We start from the raw sequence: 20190 nt of genomic DNA, 5'->3' as shown, positions 1-20190 counted from the left end.
ATGAAAGCCTTCAACAATTAAATCTCTTTATTCACTTCGCTGATACTGCGAGGGCTTTTTGCTATTTCCAGTGCCAAGTGATAAATACCTATCTCGAAGTTTTGTTTGTCGAGACTCCATTTTAATTGGTAGTCCATTGATGAACACTGACTCAGCAGCTTCGGTTACTTCCAACGGATCTCCCGACCAAATGACAATATCTGCTTGAAGGCCAACCTCAAGCCTACCCACTTCGGTATCAAGCCCAAATATTGACGCTGGTACACGCGTTAAACTTTCTAAGCCAACCTCATGTGGTAAACCATTTGCTACGGCATTACCTGCATGTTGTGCAGCTAGTCGAATGTTGTGTGTGTCCATTCCAATAGCTACGCTGACGCCTGCTTGATGAAGACGTGCGGCGTTGCTTAGTGTAGCGCCCATTTGGTCAAATCCACCTGGCAAGTTGTACTCTGGATCGATAATCACAGGAATATTTGATTGCGCAAGCTCACTTGCAACGCGCCAGGCTTCTACGCCATGAACCAAGACCACTTTCACAGAAGGGTGTCTGTCCTTAAAGGCGATCACCTGGCGAATATCCGCAGCGCGATCAGCTCGCATCAATAACGGCACTTCACCTTGTATAACGCGCTTTAGTGCTTTTACATCAGAGCGAGTGTTCAGCCCATACCATGGCTTCTCTGCTGATAAATCACCCGCCGCATTCGAAGCTTCCTCAAATACTTTATCCAGCATTACCCAAAGTGCAGCTCGTGAACCACCAGTATGCTCAGCACCTTCGCTACCCACGTCTATTGTCATGAAAGCGGCTGATTTTAAAACGGGTGACTGTCCACTTAACTGGATGATTGCGCCAAGCCCACCAAATAAGTATTTACTGCCATTAATGGCTGTAGCCGCGGAAGTCATACCCTCTAGGCGCGTAATTGCAAGCAGTGAGCTGTCAGGGTTAACAGCGTATTGAACATCTAATGCTGCACCTGTGTTTGAAATTGGCGTCATTTCAATACTTGAATCTACCACGCCTGATGACGATGACACTTCAACTAAACCTAAAGAAGTGAGTGCACCGATAAAGCCTGGCGTAACTACCTTTCCACTAGCATCTATACGTTCGTAACCTTCAGGTACGCTTTCACCACTCTGTACCGACTCAATTCGGCCATCTCTAACAAGGATGGTTCCTTGATCAACAATGCCCTGTGAGCCCATGGTGTGTATCTTTCCACCAACAATGGCGTAGTTATCGGCAAATGTGGATGTCACTATCGACATTGTAGCCAGTAATACCGCTAATTTTCTCATTTAGAATCTCCTTCACCCACTTGGCCTAGCTCGAAATCACTCACTGGCCATGACGACGTATCCGTTAAGGAGTAGGCTAAACCGCCATCAATATATACCTGCTCTGCTTTCGTGTAAGTTGAAAATGGATTTCCATTCCACACTACGATGTCAGCTTGTTTACCGGCCTCGAGAGACCCCGTTTTATCAAAAATACCCAGTGACTTCGCTGGATTAGCCGAGAGCCAAATCCAAGCGTCTTCCATAGGAATATCAATACCAGCACGCTTACCATCCGACCACGCTTTGGCCGCTTCTTGATTTAAGCGCTGTATCCCAAGGTCGCTATCAGAATGTACTATGGCACAAGCACCGGCAGCATGAACCGCGGGAATGTTTTCACGAATGCCATCGTAAGCTTCCATCTTGAAGCCCCACCAATCTGCCCACATCGCTGAACACACATTGTTTTCTTTCAGCTTGTCAGCAATTTTGTATGCTTCAACCGCGTGATGAAAAGTGCCAATTTGATAGTCAAACTCTTTCATCACATCCATCATTACGGTCATTTCATCTGCTCGATAACAATGCATATGAACGCGAATATCACCTTTCAAAACGCCTGCAAGCGTCTCTAGCTTCAAATCTCTTTTAGGTGGTGACGCATCTTTACCGGCTTCATAATCACGTTCGTAGGCTTCCCATTTTCGAAGGTAATCTTGAGCATCTGACCATGCTTGTCGATATCCCGCTACGTTACCCATCCTTGTCATTGGCCCACCTTTTTCACCGTAGACGCGTTTCGGGTTCTCACCACAAGCCATTTTCATGCCATAAGGAGCTTGTGGAAACTTCATATCCTGCATAGTACGACTTGGCACATTTTTAAGCACCACCGAGCGGCCACCAAATAAATTAGCCGAGCCTGGTAAAATTTGTAGCGTTGTCACCCCGCCGGCTAAAGCACGCCCAAAACCAGGGTCTTGCGGCCAAACAGAGTGCTCGGCCCAAACCTGTGCAGTAACTGGATTGGTCATTTCATTACCATCAGAATGGGAACGAGTAGACGGTGACGGATACACGCCTAAGTGACTATGGTTATCGATAATACCTGGTGTTACCCACTTACCAGTGCCGTCGATTATTGTTGTGTTGCTCGCGGTATCGAGTGATTGTCCACTTTTGGCAACAGCTTGAATCTTTCCTTCAGCGAAATAAACACTACCGTTTTCAATTTTGCCGCCAATGCCATCAAAAATGGTTACGTTGGTAATAAGGGTAGGTTCACTTAGGATTGGTTTGTACGTACTTGGATAAGGGTCAGGATTTATCGATACTTTAGGTGCTTGTGTGCTATCAACGCTGGCATCTTGGCCACATCCCATCAAACAAAATGATGCGATGCAAGCCATCGATAGTGTCAGCTTCGAAGGTATAATTTTCATGTGTTCCCCAGAGCTATTCTTATTATTTGTGGATACTGGGGGTTATTGATTCAATTTCCCCAGTACAAAACAGCCTAGCTAAGGAATGTGCACTTGCCAAGTTGCACTAAGGTAGAGCGTTATATTAATGCGAGGACTGGCGAGCTAGCACATCAACGATATCTTGAGAATTGGTCAAGCGCCTAATATCATTGAATAAAATTTCAGCTTCTGGATACTGTCTTTTTAAATACCCACACCACTGCTTTATTCTGTTCGGATAGTATTTGCCCTTATCCCCGAATATTTCATAACCTGAGTACTGTATCAATAGCGATGCTAGTTCAGGCCATGGCATGGGGTCCTCACCATTTTTGATACACAGCGCTAAGTTTGGAAGGGCTAACGCTCCTCGCCCTATCATTAGATTTTCACAATCAGATTGCTGTTGGCAGCGCTTAGAATCCTCACTACTCCAAATCTCGCCATTAGCGACCAAGGGAATTTGCGTATGCTGTTTAATTTTTGCAATCCAATCCCAATAAGCAGGTGGCTTGTACCCTTCCGTTTTAGTTCTTGCATGCACTACAAGCTCTGAAGCGCCTGCTTCGGTAATAGCTATAGCGTTATCGATTGCTAAAGACTTATCTTCAAAACCCAGTCGAATTTTCGCAGAAACAGGAATGTGACTTGGAACAGCCTCTCTGACTGCTTTTACAATATCGTATAGCGTTTGTGTTTCTTTAAGCAATACAGCACCGCCTTTGCTTTTGTTAACCGTTTTTGCTGGGCATCCAAAGTTGAGATCTACACCTGGCGATCCTAGCTCAATAGCGGTTTCTGCATTCTCAGCTAGCCATTGAGGATGTTGGCCAAGCAATTGGACACGCACGGGAACGCCTGCTGGAGTTTTGCCACCATTGTGAAGTTCAGGGCAGAGACGATAGAAGGTTTTTTTCGGCAACTTTTGGTCGACTACCCTTACGAATTCTGTAACGCATTGGTCGAAACCGCCTACACGAGTCAACATGTCTCTCATTAAGTGGTCAACAACCCCTTCCATCGGGGCTAGCATTACTTTCATCAGGTAAAGTCTCTTTCAAGCTACATTAAAAAACGGCGCGAGATTTTATCAAAAAGCACTAGACGTCGCTATGGAATAAACATGGATTGCTAAAGAATTAACTTTGCAAAAAAATTATAGAAATGGACAGACACTTGATGAGTGAAAAATGAGGGCTCAAATGGACAGACACTTATTTACATAAAGTGTCTGTCCATTTTGAGTTTAGAGCTTGATACTATTAATCGAAATTGAGTGTGTGTCCGATTTTTTATAGAGCCGCTCGAACACAGCTTGTTTTTGCGACTCAGAGTAATATTGCCAGTGCGTAATTTCATCGATTGTGCGCTGACAGCCAATACAAATATCTTGTTCGTCAAGCTTACATAATGCCACGCACGGTGAAGCTAGATTCATAGTGAAATGTTACCTATTTCTTCTTGCGATTGGTGAGAAACACGAGAAGCCGCAATGGCGTTAAGTGTGCTCTCTGATAACTCTTTATTCGACCACAGGCAAACAAAGCAACCAAACTTATCTTCCAAGAATGCGGAAAACTCAGTGTCTGTCCTGCATTCGTGACGAATAAGATTTTGTTTGTTGCCGTCGTAAATTACTGCCGAATAGATAAACACAATTGAGCCCCCTTCATTGAAGGCTTAAATATACATCTAGACGTCTAAACGTTCAAGCGTCTATTTAACAAATTCTAATGCTGCGCAAATTGCTGCCACTTGTGCGTCATTGCAGTTCTGTGGTGTAGCGTTAGCACTATCGGGGTAAACCTCTGTAGTAGTAACAAATTCAGCGTCAGTCATTCCACCACATAGAAACAGTGTTTTCTTGTCGTAGCAAATAACCCCCTCGCTCACTACATCTGCGCCTATAATTTTCCCATTATCGTCAGGCGGTGCGATGTGAGTAACTTGCTTGACCGCGTTAATCACCGACTCTTGAAAGGCTATTTGTGGGTTCGGCGTATTCGCTACAGTGTAAAACCCATCTGGGATATTCCAATTATCATGCGTAGTGCCGTCTCTTGCAGCAAGGGCGGGCCTAAACTCTGAGTTATCTGTGTCAGTGGTTTCGTGCAGGTCTATGTGTAATGAAAGCGGTATGTTTAATTCATCTATTAACGTCATCAGTTGCGCCGCTTCAGGCGCTGGCGAGTTTTCAAAAAATGAACGATTCGGATCTAGCGCTAGAGGATTCCAGCGATTTATTGTCTCATATCCCCAAGGACTTACACATGGCACCACCACAATATTGCAATCTTTTGAATACTTAGAAAGTTTAGTTTCAATAAATTGAAGCGCTCCCTGGACGCCACTGGTTTCGTAACCATGAACACCGCCTGTTACTAATGCTGAAGGCTTATTTGGATCAAAGCTTGTAGGGAGTACGGCAAACAACGGGTAACGAGCTTCATCGTACGGTAGTGCACCATATTGCTTTAGTGAAAATCCGTCAGGAATAATTTTATTCAGCTTATCAAGCACTTCTTCTTTATAGCTTCGCTGAATACGTTGCTGTGCTTTCCATTGTGCTTTTTCTTCGTCTCCCCACGGCTTACCCGGGGTTCCTATTGGATAATTCTGCATATAACACCTCGTAGTTTGGAAGGTAATAATAACAGTCATTTAATCCATAGTATGTGCTGATAACGCTAAACTCGTATTTTTGAGCGCTGTTGGTGTATAGGTGCAATTACACCATTAAGGCGACGAGTGATTTTGAAACACGCAAAAATTTGTTCAACCGATTCGACTTAGAAAGTGACTGTCCACTTTGCGCAGTCGTCTCACTTCGTTGCTTTAGAGTTTGCGATGAACTTAACCAGCGACAGAGAATAAGTGTCTGTCCACTTTTGATTCAAATAAAAAGTGACTGTCCACTTTCATCATACTTTTAAAGCGCTTTGGCTAAGAGACTTGAAGAAACGCAATTTGAGAGAGGTAAAAACAAAAAAACCAGCCGGATGGCTGGTTTTTTCGATATGGCGTCCCCTAGGGGATTCGAACCCCTGTTACCGCCGTGAAAGGGCGGTGTCCTAGGCCTCTAGACGAAGGGGACAGAAATTTTGCTAGTGAAGCAAAGCTTCACTAAATTTCTGTAAGGCGAGATGAGCTCTGCGAATCGAGCGACATTATCCTTACTGAAATTTCCGTCCGGAGCTAAACACTCCAGCCTATTTCACAGTTTTAATCGACTGTGACGCGATAAAATGGCGTCCCCTAGGGGATTCGAACCCCTGTTACCGCCGTGAAAGGGCGGTGTCCTAGGCCTCTAGACGAAGGGGACAGAAATTTTGCTAGTGAAGCAAAGCTTCACTAAATTTCTGTAAGGCGAGATGAGCTCTGCGAATCGAGCGACCTTTTCCTTACTGAAATTTCCGTCCGAAGTTAAAAACTCCAGCCTATTTCACAGTATTAATCGACTGTGACGCGATAAAATGGCGTCCCCTAGGGGATTCGAACCCCTGTTACCGCCGTGAAAGGGCGGTGTCCTAGGCCTCTAGACGAAGGGGACAGAAATTTTGCTAGTGAAGCAAAGCTTCACTAAATTTCTGTAAGGCGAGATGAGCTCTGCGAATCGAGCGACCTTATCCTTACTGAAATTTCCGTCCGGAGCTAAATACTCCAGCCTATTTCACAGTATTAATCGACTGTGACGCGATAAAATATGGCGTCCCCTAGGGGATTCGAACCCCTGTTACCGCCGTGAAAGGGCGGTGTCCTAGGCCTCTAGACGAAGGGGACAGAAATTTTGCTAGTGAAGCAAAGCTTCACTAAATTTCTGTAAGGCGAGATGAGCTCTGCGAATCGAGCGACCTTATCCTTACTGAAATTTCCGTCCGAAGTTAAAAACTCCAGCCTAAATCAAACCACATACTCTGTAGCTTGGTGGAGCCAGGCGGGATCGAACCGCCGACCTCCTGCATGCCATGCAGGCGCTCTCCCAGCTGAGCTATGGCCCCGTCATAGTCCCAATCACTTTTTGTGTGACTGTTCCGTGACAGCGGGGCGCATTCTAGGCATCCCCCCCTGTCATGTCAACGGTTTTTTTATGAATTTTCTCTGTTTGCTATAAAAGTGAGCGCTTTGTCGATTCTCTCGCCAATTTTCTCTTTTGAAAGCAGATTCAAGGTGATATCTAACGATGGCGAGTTACCACCACCGGTAACAGCTACACGCAACGGCATACCTACTTTACCCATACCAACTTCCAGTTCTTCTGCCGTACCATTAATAGCGGCTTGAATATTTTCAGGGTTCCACTCTTCAATTGCCATTAATTTAGCTTTCACGTGCTCAAGAGGACCTTTCGCTACTGGTCGAAGATGCTTTTTCGCAGCGTTGGCGTCAAAATCGTCGTAATCTTGATAAAAATACGTCGATATCTCTGCAAGCTCTTTCAACGTCTTAACACGGTCAGCTTGAATCGCAATTATTGACTCAAGCGCAGGTCCTGCTGTTAAGTCCACGCCTAAAGCGTCAAAATGCCATTTAGCGTGAGAAGCTACTTCGCTCGCTGGTAGTGATTTAATATAGTGCTGGTTCAACCAAATCAATTTTTCTGTATTGAATGCAGAAGCTGACTGCCCTATCGCATCAAGACTGAACTTCTCAATCATTTCGTCTAATGAGAAAATTTCTTGATCACCATGAGACCAACCAAGTCTGACTAAATAGTTAAGCACCGCTTGTGGTAAGAAACCATCGTCGCGATATTGCATTACGCTCACTGCACCGTGACGCTTTGACAACTTCTTACCGTCGTCACCTAAAATCATAGAAACGTGGGCGTACTCTGGTACGGGTGCACCAAGCGCTTCAAGAATATTAATTTGGCGTGGCGTATTGTTTATATGGTCTTCACCACGAACCACGTGAGTAATCCCCATATCCCAATCGTCAACAACTACGCAAAAGTTATACGTTGGTGTGCCATCAGAACGTTGAATAATTAAATCATCAAGTTCTGTATTACTGATTTCAATTTTGCCTCGAACATGGTCGGTAATTACTACTTTGCCTTCAAGCGGGTTCTTAAACCGAATAACAAAAGGTTGGCCTTCAGGGTGGTCAGTTCTGTCTCGCCAAGTACCAGGGTAACGAGGTTTTTCTCCACGCTCTTTTTGCGCTTCACGAATGGCATCAAGTTCTTCTGAGCTCATAAAGCATTTATATGCCTTACCTTCATCAAGCAATTGTTGAATTAGCTCTTTATAACGATCGAAGCGATCAGTCTGGTAAATAGGACCTGTATCCCACGTTAATCCAAGCCACAACATTCCGTCTAAGATGGCCTGCTTTGCTTCTTCTGTTGAACGCTCGATATCTGTATCTTCAATACGAAGTACAAACTCGCCACCATTATTTTTTGCTAAGAGCCAAGAATAAAGCGCTGTACGTGCGCCACCAACGTGAAGGTAGCCTGTTGGGCTAGGTGCAAATCGTGTAACAACCGACATGGTCACTCTCTATGTGTTAAAAAATTTCTAAAGTTGCGCGCATTCTACCAGTGTCAGCGTGATGACAAAAGACGGTAAGCACTTTCAAGGCTATTTATATCTTCTTAAGCAAGTTGAAGGTGGAAAAGGACAGACACTTTCTTGGTGCTCAGCTTCTTCTTTATAGGACAAGCAATATTGCAAGCAGTATTGGACAGTCACTTTTTTAGAAGTAATTAGAGAAAAAAGTGTCTGTCCGCTTTTTATATACATCTAATTAAAAAGTGTGTGTCCGATTTAAGTTCTAGACAAGCAATATTGGAAAGTCACTTTTTAGAAGTAATAAGAGAAAAAAGTGTCTGTCCTCTTTTTATATACATCAAATAAAAAAGTGTGTGTCCAATTTATATACGTGAAGTTTCTGGGGTAGCTAAATAAGTGTGTGTCCGATTTAAGTTTGTGTCCGATTTAAGTTAGATTTGTCTTTTGCGTGTGAAATTGGGTGAAAAATGCGGCGCTTTTCATCAATTTAATCAAGATACGAACAGAATGTTTAAATTTCCGCCATACGATCACTTTTCTTTAATTTTATAGTTGACACTAACGGAACCGACTCTATAATACCGCCCCACTTGCTTAGGCAAGCAAACAAAGAGATGGACGCTTAGCTCAGTTGGGAGAGCATCGCCCTTACAAGGCGAGGGTCACTGGTTCAAGCCCAGTAGCGTCCACCACCTTCTTTGTTTTGAAACTAAATGGACGCTTAGCTCAGTTGGGAGAGCATCGCCCTTACAAGGCGAGGGTCACTGGTTCAAGCCCAGTAGCGTCCACCACCTTCTTTGTTTTGAAACTAAATGGACGCTTAGCTCAGTTGGGAGAGCATCGCCCTTACAAGGCGAGGGTCACTGGTTCAAGCCCAGTAGCGTCCACCACCTTCTTTGTTTTGAAACTAAATGGACGCTTAGCTCAGTTGGGAGAGCATCGCCCTTACAAGGCGAGGGTCACTGGTTCAAGCCCAGTAGCGTCCACCACTTCTTTTTCCATTATATCTTCAACATTGCACTAAAGTTTTATCGCTAAATATCCGATAAGCATGTTATACGCGAATTAACGCAACTATTTGTTATAACAACTATACTTACCTTATCTCACTTTCGTGATATTGTTGGGTATTGTACCTATTATCGGTTTTATGTGGATGAAACTTAACTTAGCTAAAAACACTAAGTTGTTGATTGCAGAGGATCAAGTGCTGGCCAAAAGCCATATGCACTATGCCCTCGAGCAGCTGGGTTTCAAAAACATGGACTATGTCGATAGGCCCTCACACGCACTCGTTGCAATGCAAGAGCGCGATTATGACGGCATCATTTGTTCATATAGTCTTCGTTCTGAACAAGGTGGCTATTTTTTACTTGAGCAACTTAATGCAGAACAAACCCTTCCCTTAACCAGTGCCTTTATTTTTACAAGTGCCGATACTTCTTCTGAAGTTGTTCATGCCATCATTGAACTACAGCCTGATGAGTTTATTGCAAAGCCCTTTTCAGTTAACGAACTTGATAAGCGACTATCTCGCGTTTTGTCGCGCAAGCATGCGCTTCGAAATGTCTACCTGCAAATGGACAAAAAAGATTACGAAAAGGCATTAGCTGAAGTTGAAAATTTTTTGCTTCAGCCTGAACACTCAGAGCACTTCCCACTTGCGCTAAAAATTAAAGGCGAGATGTTGGTGCAAACGCAGCGCTATCACGAAGCCATTTCGTTTTACGAATCCATCATCAACATTCAAGATTTTAGCTGGGCGAAACTTGGCATTGCCACCTCATTGATGGCCTTAAACGAGTTTGACGACGCAGAAAGGGAAATTATACAACTGGCGCTTCGTCCCGACGCAGCGTTAAATGCCTACGACTTACTTGCGAAGCTCCAAATCAAGCAATCTGCTTTTGACGATGCATTAGAAAGTACCTCTCTTGCCTGCGACATTTCGCCTAGGAACATTCCACGGCATCAGCAAGCAATAGATCTGGCACGTATTACACACGACTATGAAAGCCAGTTTAATAGCGCAAAGAAAATGGTGCGTTACGCGAAGGGCTCTATCCACGACAGTCCTGAGATTTACCTAACCGCCGCTCGTGCAGGCGTGGATTTTGCGATGACGTCAGATCCAGAGCACGTAAATAATATTGTAAAGCAGACCGGTGAATACCTTCGCCAATTAAAGCGCGCGCACCCTAAAGCGGTAGTCAATGATGAACTTGCGGTCATCGATGCACGTCTTCATTATTTGAAAGACGACGTTGTAAAAGCGCAACAATTACTGTCAGATTTTAATGTAGACGGTGATCAATATCATTCTACCGAAGCGCTGCTCGATAGAGCCAAGGCACTTCATGAAATAGGTATGCGTGCTAAGTCACTTGAAATACTAGATGCCATTGCCGAGAGAGAGCCGTCAAAAACAGGGGAAGTAAACCTACTTGCCACCTACTTGAAACAAGAACGAGCAGAAAGAAAAGCCATTACGTTGAGCCCCAAAACACTCAACAACACTGCAGTGGCCCAATACAAAAAAGGCCACTTGGAACAGTCGTATACCACGTTTTCTCAAGCATTTAGAGTAATGCCCAAAAACCCTTCTATTGCACTTAACTATCTACAAGCAATAATTAGAGCCCGAAGAAGTAACACCCCACTGCCCCCTAACACGGTAGACGCTATCAAGAAATGTAGAGAAACATTAGAAACGGCCTCATTGTCTGAGGAGCAACGTTCACGCTACGAGTCAGTGATGCATATTCTCAACCGTTAGGCAGTCAGCTAATTGGTGTAAACCACAACAGTTTCATGAAATAGTTTATCTTTGTATTCAAGTTCGTGGCTGAAGGTCATACCAAGCTTTTTCATGATATTGATAGATGCAGTATTGTCTGGATTAGCAATAGCTGAGAATTTCTCAACGCCGATATCGAATAAAGCATCCTTTACTGCCATAGCAGCTTCGGTTGCATAGCCTTTACCCCACGTGCTGCGTTTAAAACGCCAACCTAACTCCATGTTATCGCTTTCGGGAGTTTGAGTAAAAAAGCCAAAGGGGCGAACAAGTATCCATCCAATACTCTCTTTTTCAGCCAGCGTTTCAACACGCCATAGCCCCCACCCTAATGCGGGGTTGGAGTATGCAAGAAAGCGAGGTACAAAAATGTCGCGAATATCTTCCTTAGAAGATTTTTTCCCGCCATTGATAAACTTCATTACTAGTTCGTCTTGATCGAGTTCCCATAAGAAGTGGGCATCAGCTTCTGTGATGTAGTGGTAGGAAAGACGCGCACTGTCCATGATATGCATATACTTCCTTTTTCATTATTATTTTTAATTATGTCTTAATCGATGAATATAGCTCATTTTTGCAACAAACCAAACAAAATACGACCAATTTCGCCTAATGTTTTTTACTCACTTACCTCAACCACCTAACATGGCAAGGTGTTTAGTTGCGCCGGTTTTGCCTTCGTGTAAATAGTGCGTTTCGTGCTTTTGGCCAAGCACGTTTTGAAGAAACTGCACTACTTCATTTACATCACCACCTGCCAAAAGCTCGCGCATATCAATGCCATTTTCACTAAATAAGCACAAATGCAATTTGCCTGGCGCAGAAACGCGTAGTCGGTTGCAGGTTTTACAAAAATCTTTGCTGTACGGCATTATCAGGCCAATTTTGCCCGCGTAATCGGGGTGATAAAATTCTTGGGCAGGGCCTGCGTCTTTGCGACGTAGCAACGGCTGCCACCCCATCTCAACCAGCGTATCTTTTAATGGTGTGCCACTTTGATGCTGTTTATTGAAAAATTTATGAAGATCGCCAGTTTCCATCAACTCGATAAAACGCAAGGTCACGGGCATATCTTTTAGCCATGCAAGAAAACGGTTTAAGCGGCTATCTGAAAAATCGTTAAGCAGCACCGAGTTCACTTTTACATCCAAGCCGCAGTCGATAGCTGCGTCAAGACCCCGCAACACGGTTTTAAGCTTATCTTGCCCTGTAATAGCAGCAAACTGACGTGGATCTAAACTATCAATGCTCACATTAACCTGATGAAGGCCTGCCTCTTTCCACTGGGCAGCAAACTTTTCCATGCGACCACCATGCGTAGTCATAGCCACACGGTTTATCCCAGGCGTATTAGCAGTTAAACGTAGAATATCCAGAAAGTCGCGGCGAAGTGTGGGCTCCCCGCCCGTTAGCCGTACTTTAGACGTCCCCAATTGCGCAAAGGCTTTTAGCAAGGTATCTATTTCAGCAAGCGACATGAACTGGTCGCTAGAAGGGCCGTCGTATCCATCAGGCAAACAATACTGACAACGGAAGTTACACGCTTCGGTCACTGACAAACGTAAATAATGAAACTGTCTACCGAAACTATCTTCTAACAAACTCACTCCTCGTTGCGTTGCCTGTTGGCATTGCATATCTCTTTTACTTTACGCTTTTCTAACGCTACACGTTTAGTAGTTACTAAACTAAACCACTTGTAGTGTACGACGCGAGAAAACAGATTTAAATACCTTCATGAATATAAATAAGACCAAATTAATCTCTTAGATCTTTCAAAACGTATTTCAAACAGCGTAATAGCTAAAAGTCGTGTACTCTACTACATGGCTATACCGCCCGTTCTTTTATCCTTACTACATTTCACACTATAAAATGAGAAGAAACCGATTTCCCACCAATGTCGATGAACCCGTTAAATGGCACGTTCTTTCGCAACTTTGGCCTTATTTGCTTGAATTCAAGCGCCGTGTAGCGCTGGCACTTTTGTGTTTGATAGCCGCTAAACTGGCGAGTATTGGTCTACCTTACGTGCTTAAATACACGGTCGACAGTTTAAACGGCGACTTAACCACATTAGCCCTAGCGGTGCCTATTAGCCTTATCATTGCTTATGGCGCTTTGCGGCTTATAAACGTTTTACTTGGCGAAGTGCGCGACACGCTATTTGGCCGCGTAACAGAGCGAGCCATGCGAAGACTTGGGCTAAAAGTGTTCAAACATTTGCATAACCTCGACTTAGGGTTTCATTTAAACCGCAGAACAGGCGGCTTGTCGCGAGACATTGAACGCGGCACCAACGGCATTAGCTTTTTAATGCGCTTTATGGTGTTTAACATAGTGCCTACCCTGCTAGAAATTGCGCTTGTTGTGGGCCTGCTTTTGGTACAGTTTGGCGTATCTTTCGCCATGATAATCATATGCAGCGTGGTGGCCTATATTGGCTTTTCCATGAAAGCCACCGACTGGCGCACACGCTTTGTTACTCAAATGAATGAGGCCGACTCTACCACCAACTCGCGAGCCGTAGACAGCTTACTTAACTTCGAAACGGTAAAATACTTTAACAACGAGGCGTTCGAGGCCAATCGCTACGATACCGACCTTGCAGCATGGGAAAAAGCGCGCCGTAAAAACCGACTGTCCCTTTTTGCATTAAACGGTGGGCAGGCCAGCATTATTGCTATTGCAATGACTTCAATGATGGCTAATGCCGCGTTTGGGGTAATTAACGGCGAAATGACTATAGGTGATTTTGTTCTGATAAACGCCTTTACCATGCAAATATTTATGCCGCTTAACTTTTTGGGCTTTGTGTATCGCGAAATTCGCGGCAGCCTTGCTAACATCGATAAGCTATTCGACTTACTCTCTCAGGCGCCAGCCATTAAAGATGCCGATAATGCGTCTACGTTAGTTACGACCAACCCCGTCATCACCTTTGATAACGTGGCGTTTGCGTATAACGAAAAGCGCGAAATTTTAAAGGGCATCAGTTTTGAAGTACCCGCAGGTGCTAAGGTAGCCGTGGTGGGTGAAAGCGGTGCAGGAAAATCAACGCTAATGAAACTACTGTTTCGCTTTTATGAGCCAAGCAGCGGTAGCATTAACATTGATGGGACAGACATTCGCCATCTTACTCAGCAAAGTTTACGCAGTCACATAGGTATTGTCCCGCAAGATACCGTGCTATTTAACACCACGCTGCTTGAAAATATTCGCTACGGTAATCCAGATGCTTCTATTGAAGACGTTGAAAATGTCATTAAGCTGGCGCATCTGGAAGATTTTATTGCCAAGCTTCCCGATAAGCTTGAAACCACAGTGGGCGAGCGTGGCTTGAAACTGTCTGGTGGCGAAAAGCAGCGCGTTGCCATAGCAAGAGCACTACTTAAAGGCGCGCCTATTATGATTTTTGATGAGGCCACAAGTTCGTTAGACAGTACCTCAGAGCGTGCCATTCTTTCTGCCCTTCGCGATGCTGCTAAAGGGCACACTAGCTTGGTCATTGCCCACCGCTTATCAACTATTGTTGATGCTGACAAAATTTTGGTGCTTAAAAACGGTCATATTGTAGAAGCAGGCACGCACTCTGCGCTTTTGGCCGCCAATGCTGAGTACGCGACTTTGTGGCACGCACAGCAACGTGAAAAGCACGCAGACAACGAGCAATAAGATAGATGGATCCGACACTAATAAAAGATGCCATTAACCAAGTGATGCCATTTGGCAAATACGCTGGTAGGCGATTATTTCATTTGCCTGAACCGTATCTTGTGTGGTTTCACAAACAAGGGTTCCCCCAAAACAAACTGGGGGAACAACTTGCATTGATGTACGAAATAAAACTTAACGGGCTAGAGTCTGTTGTCGAACCTTTATTAAACGACGATTAGCCTATTGCCAGTTTTGCGTCTGGGTGTTTAATTCTGCTCATGCGAGGGCTGGCGATAAAGTACGCGAGTGTTAACGGGCCGAGTCGACCAATGTACATTAAGAGAATAATGATAAATTCCCCGCTGTCTGACAGACCTCCCGTTAATCCTCTCGATAGCCCTACCGTGCCTAATGCAGAAACCGCTTCAAACACAATGTCCAAAAATGGGGCATCTTCAGTAATCAGAAGTAAGAAAATAGCTATCCAGGTGATGCCAATCGAAATAAGGGTTAACGCCAGCGCCTTGCTTACTGTTTCAGTACTTATTGCCTTACCGTAAAGTGTAGGTGCAGCACCACGGCTAATGTAGTTATAAGCAGCAAGTAGCAGCACCACAAACGTCATCAGTTTAATGCCGCTTGCGGTACTCATTGAACCGCCACCAATGAACATAAGCAGTAACATAATAGCCGTTGTGGCATCTTCAAGCGACGCTATATCAATGGTATTAAACCCCGCGGTACGAGGTGTAACAGCCTGAAACCATGATGCCCATACTGCCGATACTGTGTCTAATTTACCCAAGGTGGCTGGGTTATCTATTTCGATCATCAATATTGAGATAAACGCCAGTACATTAAGCGCCAATGTGCCTAAGATCATGGTTTTGGCATAAACAGAAATAGGCTGCCACTTTCTTTTTTTAAGCAGTTCTAACCACACAGAAAAACCAAGTCCGCCAACAATAAACAACGCCGTTATTGTGATATTGATTACGGGGCTGCCGACATAGGCAGACAAACTGTCACTGCTTAAGGCAAAACCAGCATTATTAAACGCCGATATCGTGTAAAAAAACGCGTTAAACATAGCGTCTGAGGCGGGCATTTGGGGCCACCAAAATGCGCTTAAGATCATAAATCCCATCACCTCAACCATAAATGCAAAGGCCAATACGGCTTTCGCGGTAGACACCAATGTAGACATATCGGTTTGGTTAAATGCTTCTTTCACGGCCGACTGCTGTAGAAAGCTCATTTTATTGCCCAGTGCAATAAGCGTGACTACAGCAAATGTCATAAGGCCAAGGCCACCCAATTGAATAAGTATGGCGATAACGGTTTGCCCCGCCATGGTAAACGCCGTCCCCGTATCGACCAAAACCAGTCCCGTCACAGTAACCGCAGACGTTGCCGTGAACAAACTTTCAACCCACGTAATAGGTTCAACCGTCATTACAGGAAGTTTAAGCAGTAGCGTGCCTATAACAATCACGGCAAGAAAACTCAGGCTTAAAATCAGTGGCGGTGCAGCATGTACTTTTGCGGCCCCTTGAGGTTTGCGTTCTAACGGCTTGTATGCCGGACTCCATTTGTTCATTTCACAAACCTAGGCGCAATTTTTACCAGTGAGTCACGTGGCCCGCAAAGGATGACGGTGTCGTGCGCCTGTATTTCAAATTCGCCAGCAGGTGATTGATTAAGTGTCTGTCCACGTTTTACGAGAAGGCAGCTGATGTCTTTTTCAAAACCAGACAAAACGCTGCTTATTGGCTGGCGGGCGAAGTCACTATCTAAAATAAGGTCGACAATATAATGCCCGTGCCCAATACCAATATAGTCATTCACCATTGGGTAATTTAGGGCTTGGGCAACCCGTGCGCCCATTTCTTCTTCTGGGTGGATGATTTTTGACACACCCAATTTCGACAATATGGTGTGATGAGCGCTGCTATTTGCTTTTACCCAAATATTTTTCACCCCAAGGTTTTTGAGCGCTAGCGTACATAGCAAACTGGCCTGCATATCTTCGCCAATGGCGACCAATACCGCTTCGCTCTCACATAAATTAAGCTCTGAGAGCGCCCGTTCATCGCTAGCATCACAAATTAGCGCCTGGGTTAAATCACCTGCACAGTGCTCAACTAAGCGCTCATTTTTATCAATGCCAGTTACTGTGTGCCCCATATGAATAAGTTCTAAGCTTGCAGTCAAACCAAACTTACCTAAGCCCAATACAGTGAAATGCGACATTTACCAACCTCTATTACGAATGAGAAAACCGGTACCCTTTCTTGGGCATATTTTCTATAAATGATGAACTGCAGCCGTAATCGTCAAGTTTCTTACGTAACTGACGCACCAGCACCCTGATGTAATGGCTGTCTTCGCTATGATGATGCCCCCAAATTCTACGTATAAGCTCTTGCTGGCTAATATATTCGCCAGGCTGCTTGGTCAACTCATCAAGAAGCTGCACTTCTTTTGGTGCTAGGGAAATATTATTGCCCTCTACCGTTAGCATTCGCTCATCGACAGACAGCGTGACCGCGCCCAATACGCGTTGTGGTGAAGCAGGTGCAATAACCGGGTTAAAGTCTCGCAGCAACACTTTAACTCTTACCACCAGCTCTTTTATTCCAAATGGCTTGCTAACATAATCGTTGGCACCTTGTGAAAGAAGCTGAACCTTGTCCACTTCTTGATCTCGCGCGGAAAGTACCAGCACGGGAACTCTACTGGTTTGACGTATGCGGGATAACACGTCGGCACCTTCACCATCAGGCAAGCCCAAATCAAGAATGACCAAATCGGGGGCCTGTTTAGTGAAAATGCTAATGCCCTTTGCCACGGTAGGCGCTTCAAGGCAGTCGTACCCTTCGGCCCTCAACGCAATACTTAGCATTTGGCGAATGTTTGCCTCGTCTTCAATTACTAAAATACTATTAGTCATACAGCCACTGATTAATAAGGGATAACTAAGGTGACGCAGCAACCCACTTTCTCGTTGCTAACCGTGATGGTGCCGTTGTGCGCATCAACAATACCCTTGCTAACGCTTAGCCCTAACCCAATGCCACCTTTGCCGCTGTCTCGCTGACGCGTAGATTTAAAAAGTGCAAACGGCGCGTCGAGTTTTGCGTCACTAAATCCAACGCCTTCGTCAAATACTTGAAATTGAATGTTGTCGCCAATATTGCTTACTCTTACCGTCACTGTGCGTTCGCTAAACTTAAGTGCGTTATCAATTACGTTATACAGTGCTTGTTCAAAAAGAGATTCAGACAAAGTAATAATTTGATGCGAAGACAAATTTTTTATCACCAAGCGAGAATTATTCACTCTGGCTTCCAGCTTTTGTAAAAAAGTAACCAATGATGTTTTTGACAGATTGATGGTAAGCGCGTCGTGCTCAATTTTGGTCGCTTGAAGCAGGTTCTCGATGTAAACATAAAGTCGCTTTGCTTCGCTGTGAACGCCCTGCTGTAGCGCCTGCCTCTCGCTGTCATTAAGTTTATTTTGATAAGTAAGAAGGGTTTCTACAGAGCCAATAATGGCAGACAAAGGAGTACGAAGATCATGTGATACCGAGCGCAGTATAGTAGTTTGTGTATTGGCAACTTCAAGCGCACGCTGCTGCTTTCTGACATACACGGCCAACTCGCTAGTAAGTAGCGCAACAAGCATGAACACGACAAAATTAACGGTGTCTTCTACTTTGTCTATCTGAAATGTAAATAACGGTGCGGTAAACAAATAGTTAAAGCTTAGCGCCCCAATGACGCCAGCTGCCACACCGCCCGCGCGAGACGTGGTTAATGCTGCTATTGCACAGCCCAATTGCAATATAAGCAATATGCCACCTAGCGGCAAAAACCACTTACTTAACGCGACACAAATGCAAATTGCGACAGTCATAATTAAAATTGTGTATGCCGCTAGCTTTATTTGATTCATTGCTTCACTAAAATTTGATTCAACCTCTACAGCATACCAAGCTGATGTTTTAGAAACGCGTAAAATTTTGGTAAAACCCGCCTGCCCGCCAAAATATGCAAGCGTACGCATCAGTACTCAGACCATAAAAATCTTGCTTCAAGCGCTTCTACTTGATACGGTTTTCTTTGTTAATGAACTAGTTAGGAAGTCTAGTTTGACTCGCTCACTTCGAATCCCGCTTACCAACGTTTACGCTAAAGGCGGCTATTGCGCCCATGTAAAGCTAGGAAAGCATCAGCACCCCGTTAATTTAGTGCTAGATACCGGCAGTAGCACGCTTGTGGTACACAACGGTAGCTACCAGCCAGAGAAAGATACCGCTTTAACGCCAACATCTTATGAACAAGATGTCTGCTACGGCATGGGCGGATGGTATGGGCCAGTGGTTAATACCCGCGTGTCTTTTCACGGGTTAGGGCTAAGTATTCACTTAGACAATGTGCACGTTGCCGTGACGGCGAAAGAAGAAAGCCAGAGCTTTGCACAGGCAGACGGTATTTTAGGTCTTGCCTATGACGGGCTGAATACGGCGTATGACTTAACGTCATTTTTGCAAACCCGTGACGTCAGCCCAGAAGTCACGTACCCGTATACCATGAGTCAAACCGATGACAGCGTGCGAGATTATCGTAAATGGTTGCACCAGTACCCCAGAAAAGCACTGGTGCCTTATTTTACCCAACTAGAAGCGCAAGGTGTTGTCGCTAATCAGTTTGCGCTACTCACGCACCGTTCTAGTATTTTCCAAACCAACAGCCACTGCCCTGTTCGAAAGCTACAGGCCAGCAAAGCCAACCATGGCTTATTGGTACTTGGCAAACCGCACATTCACGCCGATTTGTATAAGCCGCCTATTCACACGGCGAAAGTGCTTCACGACAAATACTACAATGTAAACGTAAAAGCGGTGCAAATAGACGGCCAGCCCAAGCGCAGCGCGCCTGCGTTAAAAGAAAATGAAGTGAAAGGCTATTGTACCAATGGCATTGTAGACAGCGGCGCGTCGATGGTGATGTTTCCACCCTCGCTGTATAAACAGCTAATGGACGATTTTGCCAGCCATAACGCTCAGTTTACCGAGTTACTCACTCCCTTCATGACCTTTGATGGTACTGAAAAAGGCATTGATGCAAATAAGGTAAACCTGAACGACTGGCCGAACATTTATTTGCACCTTGAAGGTGAAGACACCGATATTTGCCTTTGCATTTCCCCTGAATACTACTGGCAAATACACGCACCAGAACCCGAGCTTGCGTCGTTTAAAATACTAAGCACGCCTAATTGGCCAAATCAAAGTATTCTGGGGTTGCCCCTACTTAATAACTACTACACCATTTTTGACCGAGAAAATGGTGACAAAGGCGTGGTTCAATTTGCCACAAAGGCCACATTAAGCGACGCCCTGCATTTAGAAAGCAGTCGGCTTTTTCACGCCCACACCGAATCAAACAGCACCAAGGAATAA

At 44.7% G+C, this 20190-nt stretch carries 17 protein-coding genes and 9 tRNA genes; 8 read left to right on the top strand and 18 right to left on the bottom strand.

Annotation, left to right across the window (positions count from 1 at the left end; genetic code table 11):
* Positions 1–27: 27 nt before the first annotated feature.
* The 12 genes from JN178_RS06870 to gltX form a co-directional block, all read right to left on the bottom strand.
* Positions 28–1308, bottom strand: coding sequence for an amidohydrolase family protein (locus tag JN178_RS06870; protein WP_202264708.1), 1281 nt, complete (start codon positions 1306–1308; stop codon positions 28–30).
* Positions 1305–2732: an amidohydrolase gene (locus tag JN178_RS06865; protein ID WP_202264706.1), complete on the bottom strand. Its 1428-nt coding sequence runs from the start codon at positions 2730–2732 to the stop codon at positions 1305–1307. The genes JN178_RS06870 and JN178_RS06865 overlap by 4 nt, the downstream gene beginning before the upstream one ends.
* 124 nt (positions 2733–2856) lie before the next feature.
* Positions 2857–3795 carry a tRNA dihydrouridine(16) synthase DusC gene (gene dusC / locus JN178_RS06860; RefSeq protein WP_202264704.1) on the bottom strand — a complete coding sequence of 313 codons (939 nt, stop codon included), beginning with the start codon at positions 3793–3795 and terminating at the stop codon, positions 2857–2859.
* 204 nt (positions 3796–3999) lie between these two features.
* Positions 4000–4191: a DUF1289 domain-containing protein gene (locus JN178_RS06855; protein WP_202264702.1), complete on the bottom strand. Its 192-nt coding sequence runs from the start codon at positions 4189–4191 to the stop codon at positions 4000–4002.
* Positions 4188–4409, bottom strand: coding sequence for a hypothetical protein (locus JN178_RS06850; protein ID WP_159627950.1), 222 nt, complete (start codon positions 4407–4409; stop codon positions 4188–4190). Before JN178_RS06850 ends, JN178_RS06855 begins: the two co-directional genes overlap by 4 nt.
* Positions 4410–4469: 60 nt before the next feature.
* Positions 4470–5375: a M14 family metallopeptidase gene (locus JN178_RS06845; RefSeq protein ID WP_202264700.1), complete on the bottom strand. Its 906-nt coding sequence runs from the start codon at positions 5373–5375 to the stop codon at positions 4470–4472.
* A gap of 396 nt (positions 5376–5771) precedes the next feature.
* Positions 5772–5847, bottom strand: a tRNA-Glu gene (locus JN178_RS06840).
* 152 nt (positions 5848–5999) lie between these two features.
* A tRNA-Glu gene (locus JN178_RS06835) sits at positions 6000–6075 on the bottom strand.
* Between the two features lie 152 nt (positions 6076–6227).
* Positions 6228–6303: transfer RNA gene (locus JN178_RS06830), tRNA-Glu, on the bottom strand.
* Between the two features lie 154 nt (positions 6304–6457).
* Positions 6458–6533: transfer RNA gene (locus JN178_RS06825), tRNA-Glu, on the bottom strand.
* A gap of 142 nt (positions 6534–6675) precedes the next feature.
* A tRNA-Ala gene (locus tag JN178_RS06820) sits at positions 6676–6751 on the bottom strand.
* 87 nt (positions 6752–6838) lie between these two features.
* Entirely contained in the window at positions 6839–8248 is a 1410-nt protein-coding gene (gene gltX / locus JN178_RS06815) for a glutamate--tRNA ligase (protein WP_159622932.1), read from the bottom strand.
* 637 nt (positions 8249–8885) lie between these two features.
* On the opposite strand from gltX, the gene JN178_RS06810 reads away from it, so the two are divergent.
* The 5 genes from JN178_RS06810 (at position 8886) to JN178_RS06790 (ending at position 11045) form a co-directional block, all read left to right on the top strand.
* A tRNA-Val gene (locus JN178_RS06810) sits at positions 8886–8961 on the top strand.
* Between the two features lie 23 nt (positions 8962–8984).
* A tRNA-Val gene (locus JN178_RS06805) sits at positions 8985–9060 on the top strand.
* 23 nt (positions 9061–9083) lie between these two features.
* A tRNA-Val gene (locus JN178_RS06800) sits at positions 9084–9159 on the top strand.
* A 23-nt stretch (positions 9160–9182) separates the two neighbouring features.
* Positions 9183–9258: transfer RNA gene (locus JN178_RS06795), tRNA-Val, on the top strand.
* Between the two features lie 167 nt (positions 9259–9425).
* On the top strand, positions 9426–11045 hold the full coding sequence (locus tag JN178_RS06790; RefSeq protein WP_159622934.1) for a response regulator: 1620 nt from the start codon (positions 9426–9428) through the stop codon (positions 11043–11045).
* 8 nt (positions 11046–11053) lie between these two features.
* Here the strand turns inward: JN178_RS06790 and JN178_RS06785 are convergent, their stop codons facing one another.
* Together JN178_RS06785 and moaA are read right to left on the bottom strand one after the other, a co-directional pair.
* Complete coding sequence (locus tag JN178_RS06785; protein ID WP_202264698.1) at positions 11054–11581, bottom strand: GNAT family N-acetyltransferase; 528 nt, start codon at positions 11579–11581, stop codon at positions 11054–11056.
* Positions 11582–11698: 117 nt separating this feature from the next.
* Positions 11699–12667 carry a GTP 3',8-cyclase MoaA gene (moaA, locus tag JN178_RS06780; protein WP_202265954.1) on the bottom strand — a complete coding sequence of 323 codons (969 nt, stop codon included), beginning with the start codon at positions 12665–12667 and terminating at the stop codon, positions 11699–11701.
* Between the two features lie 274 nt (positions 12668–12941).
* On the opposite strand from moaA, the gene JN178_RS06775 reads away from it, so the two are divergent.
* A complete protein-coding gene (locus JN178_RS06775; RefSeq protein ID WP_202264696.1) occupies positions 12942–14741 on the top strand; it encodes an ABCB family ABC transporter ATP-binding protein/permease in 1800 nt (599 codons plus the stop codon).
* Positions 14742–14746: 5 nt separating this feature from the next.
* Positions 14747–14962: a DUF3820 family protein gene (locus JN178_RS06770; RefSeq protein ID WP_159622940.1), complete on the top strand. Its 216-nt coding sequence runs from the start codon at positions 14747–14749 to the stop codon at positions 14960–14962.
* Here the strand turns inward: JN178_RS06770 and JN178_RS06765 are convergent.
* Genes JN178_RS06765 through JN178_RS06750 form a run of 4 tightly spaced genes read right to left on the bottom strand, consistent with a single transcriptional unit; the run spans position 14959 to position 18791 of the window.
* Positions 14959–16323, bottom strand: a complete 1365-nt coding sequence (locus JN178_RS06765; protein ID WP_202264694.1) for a TrkH family potassium uptake protein — start codon at positions 16321–16323, stop codon at positions 14959–14961. The genes JN178_RS06770 and JN178_RS06765 overlap by 4 nt on opposite strands.
* A complete protein-coding gene (locus JN178_RS06760) occupies positions 16320–16976 on the bottom strand; it encodes a potassium channel family protein (RefSeq protein ID WP_202264692.1) in 657 nt (218 codons plus the stop codon). The genes JN178_RS06765 and JN178_RS06760 overlap by 4 nt, the downstream gene beginning before the upstream one ends.
* Positions 16977–16989: 13 nt before the next feature.
* Complete coding sequence (locus JN178_RS06755) at positions 16990–17676, bottom strand: response regulator transcription factor (RefSeq protein WP_202264690.1); 687 nt, start codon at positions 17674–17676, stop codon at positions 16990–16992.
* An 11-nt stretch (positions 17677–17687) separates the two neighbouring features.
* A complete protein-coding gene (locus tag JN178_RS06750) occupies positions 17688–18791 on the bottom strand; it encodes a sensor histidine kinase (RefSeq protein ID WP_232369713.1) in 1104 nt (367 codons plus the stop codon).
* A gap of 85 nt (positions 18792–18876) precedes the next feature.
* Here JN178_RS06750 and JN178_RS06745 point away from each other — a divergent pair, with 85 nt between their 5' ends.
* Positions 18877–20190 carry a pepsin-like aspartic protease gene (locus JN178_RS06745; RefSeq protein WP_202264688.1) on the top strand — a complete coding sequence of 438 codons (1314 nt, stop codon included), beginning with the start codon at positions 18877–18879 and terminating at the stop codon, positions 20188–20190.

The organism is Alteromonas sp. KC3 (genome assembly GCF_016756315.1).
GTDB lineage: Bacteria > Pseudomonadota > Gammaproteobacteria > Enterobacterales > Alteromonadaceae > Alteromonas.
Note: the sequence above shows the minus strand (reverse complement) of the source record. Positions and strands in the feature narration are given on the sequence as shown.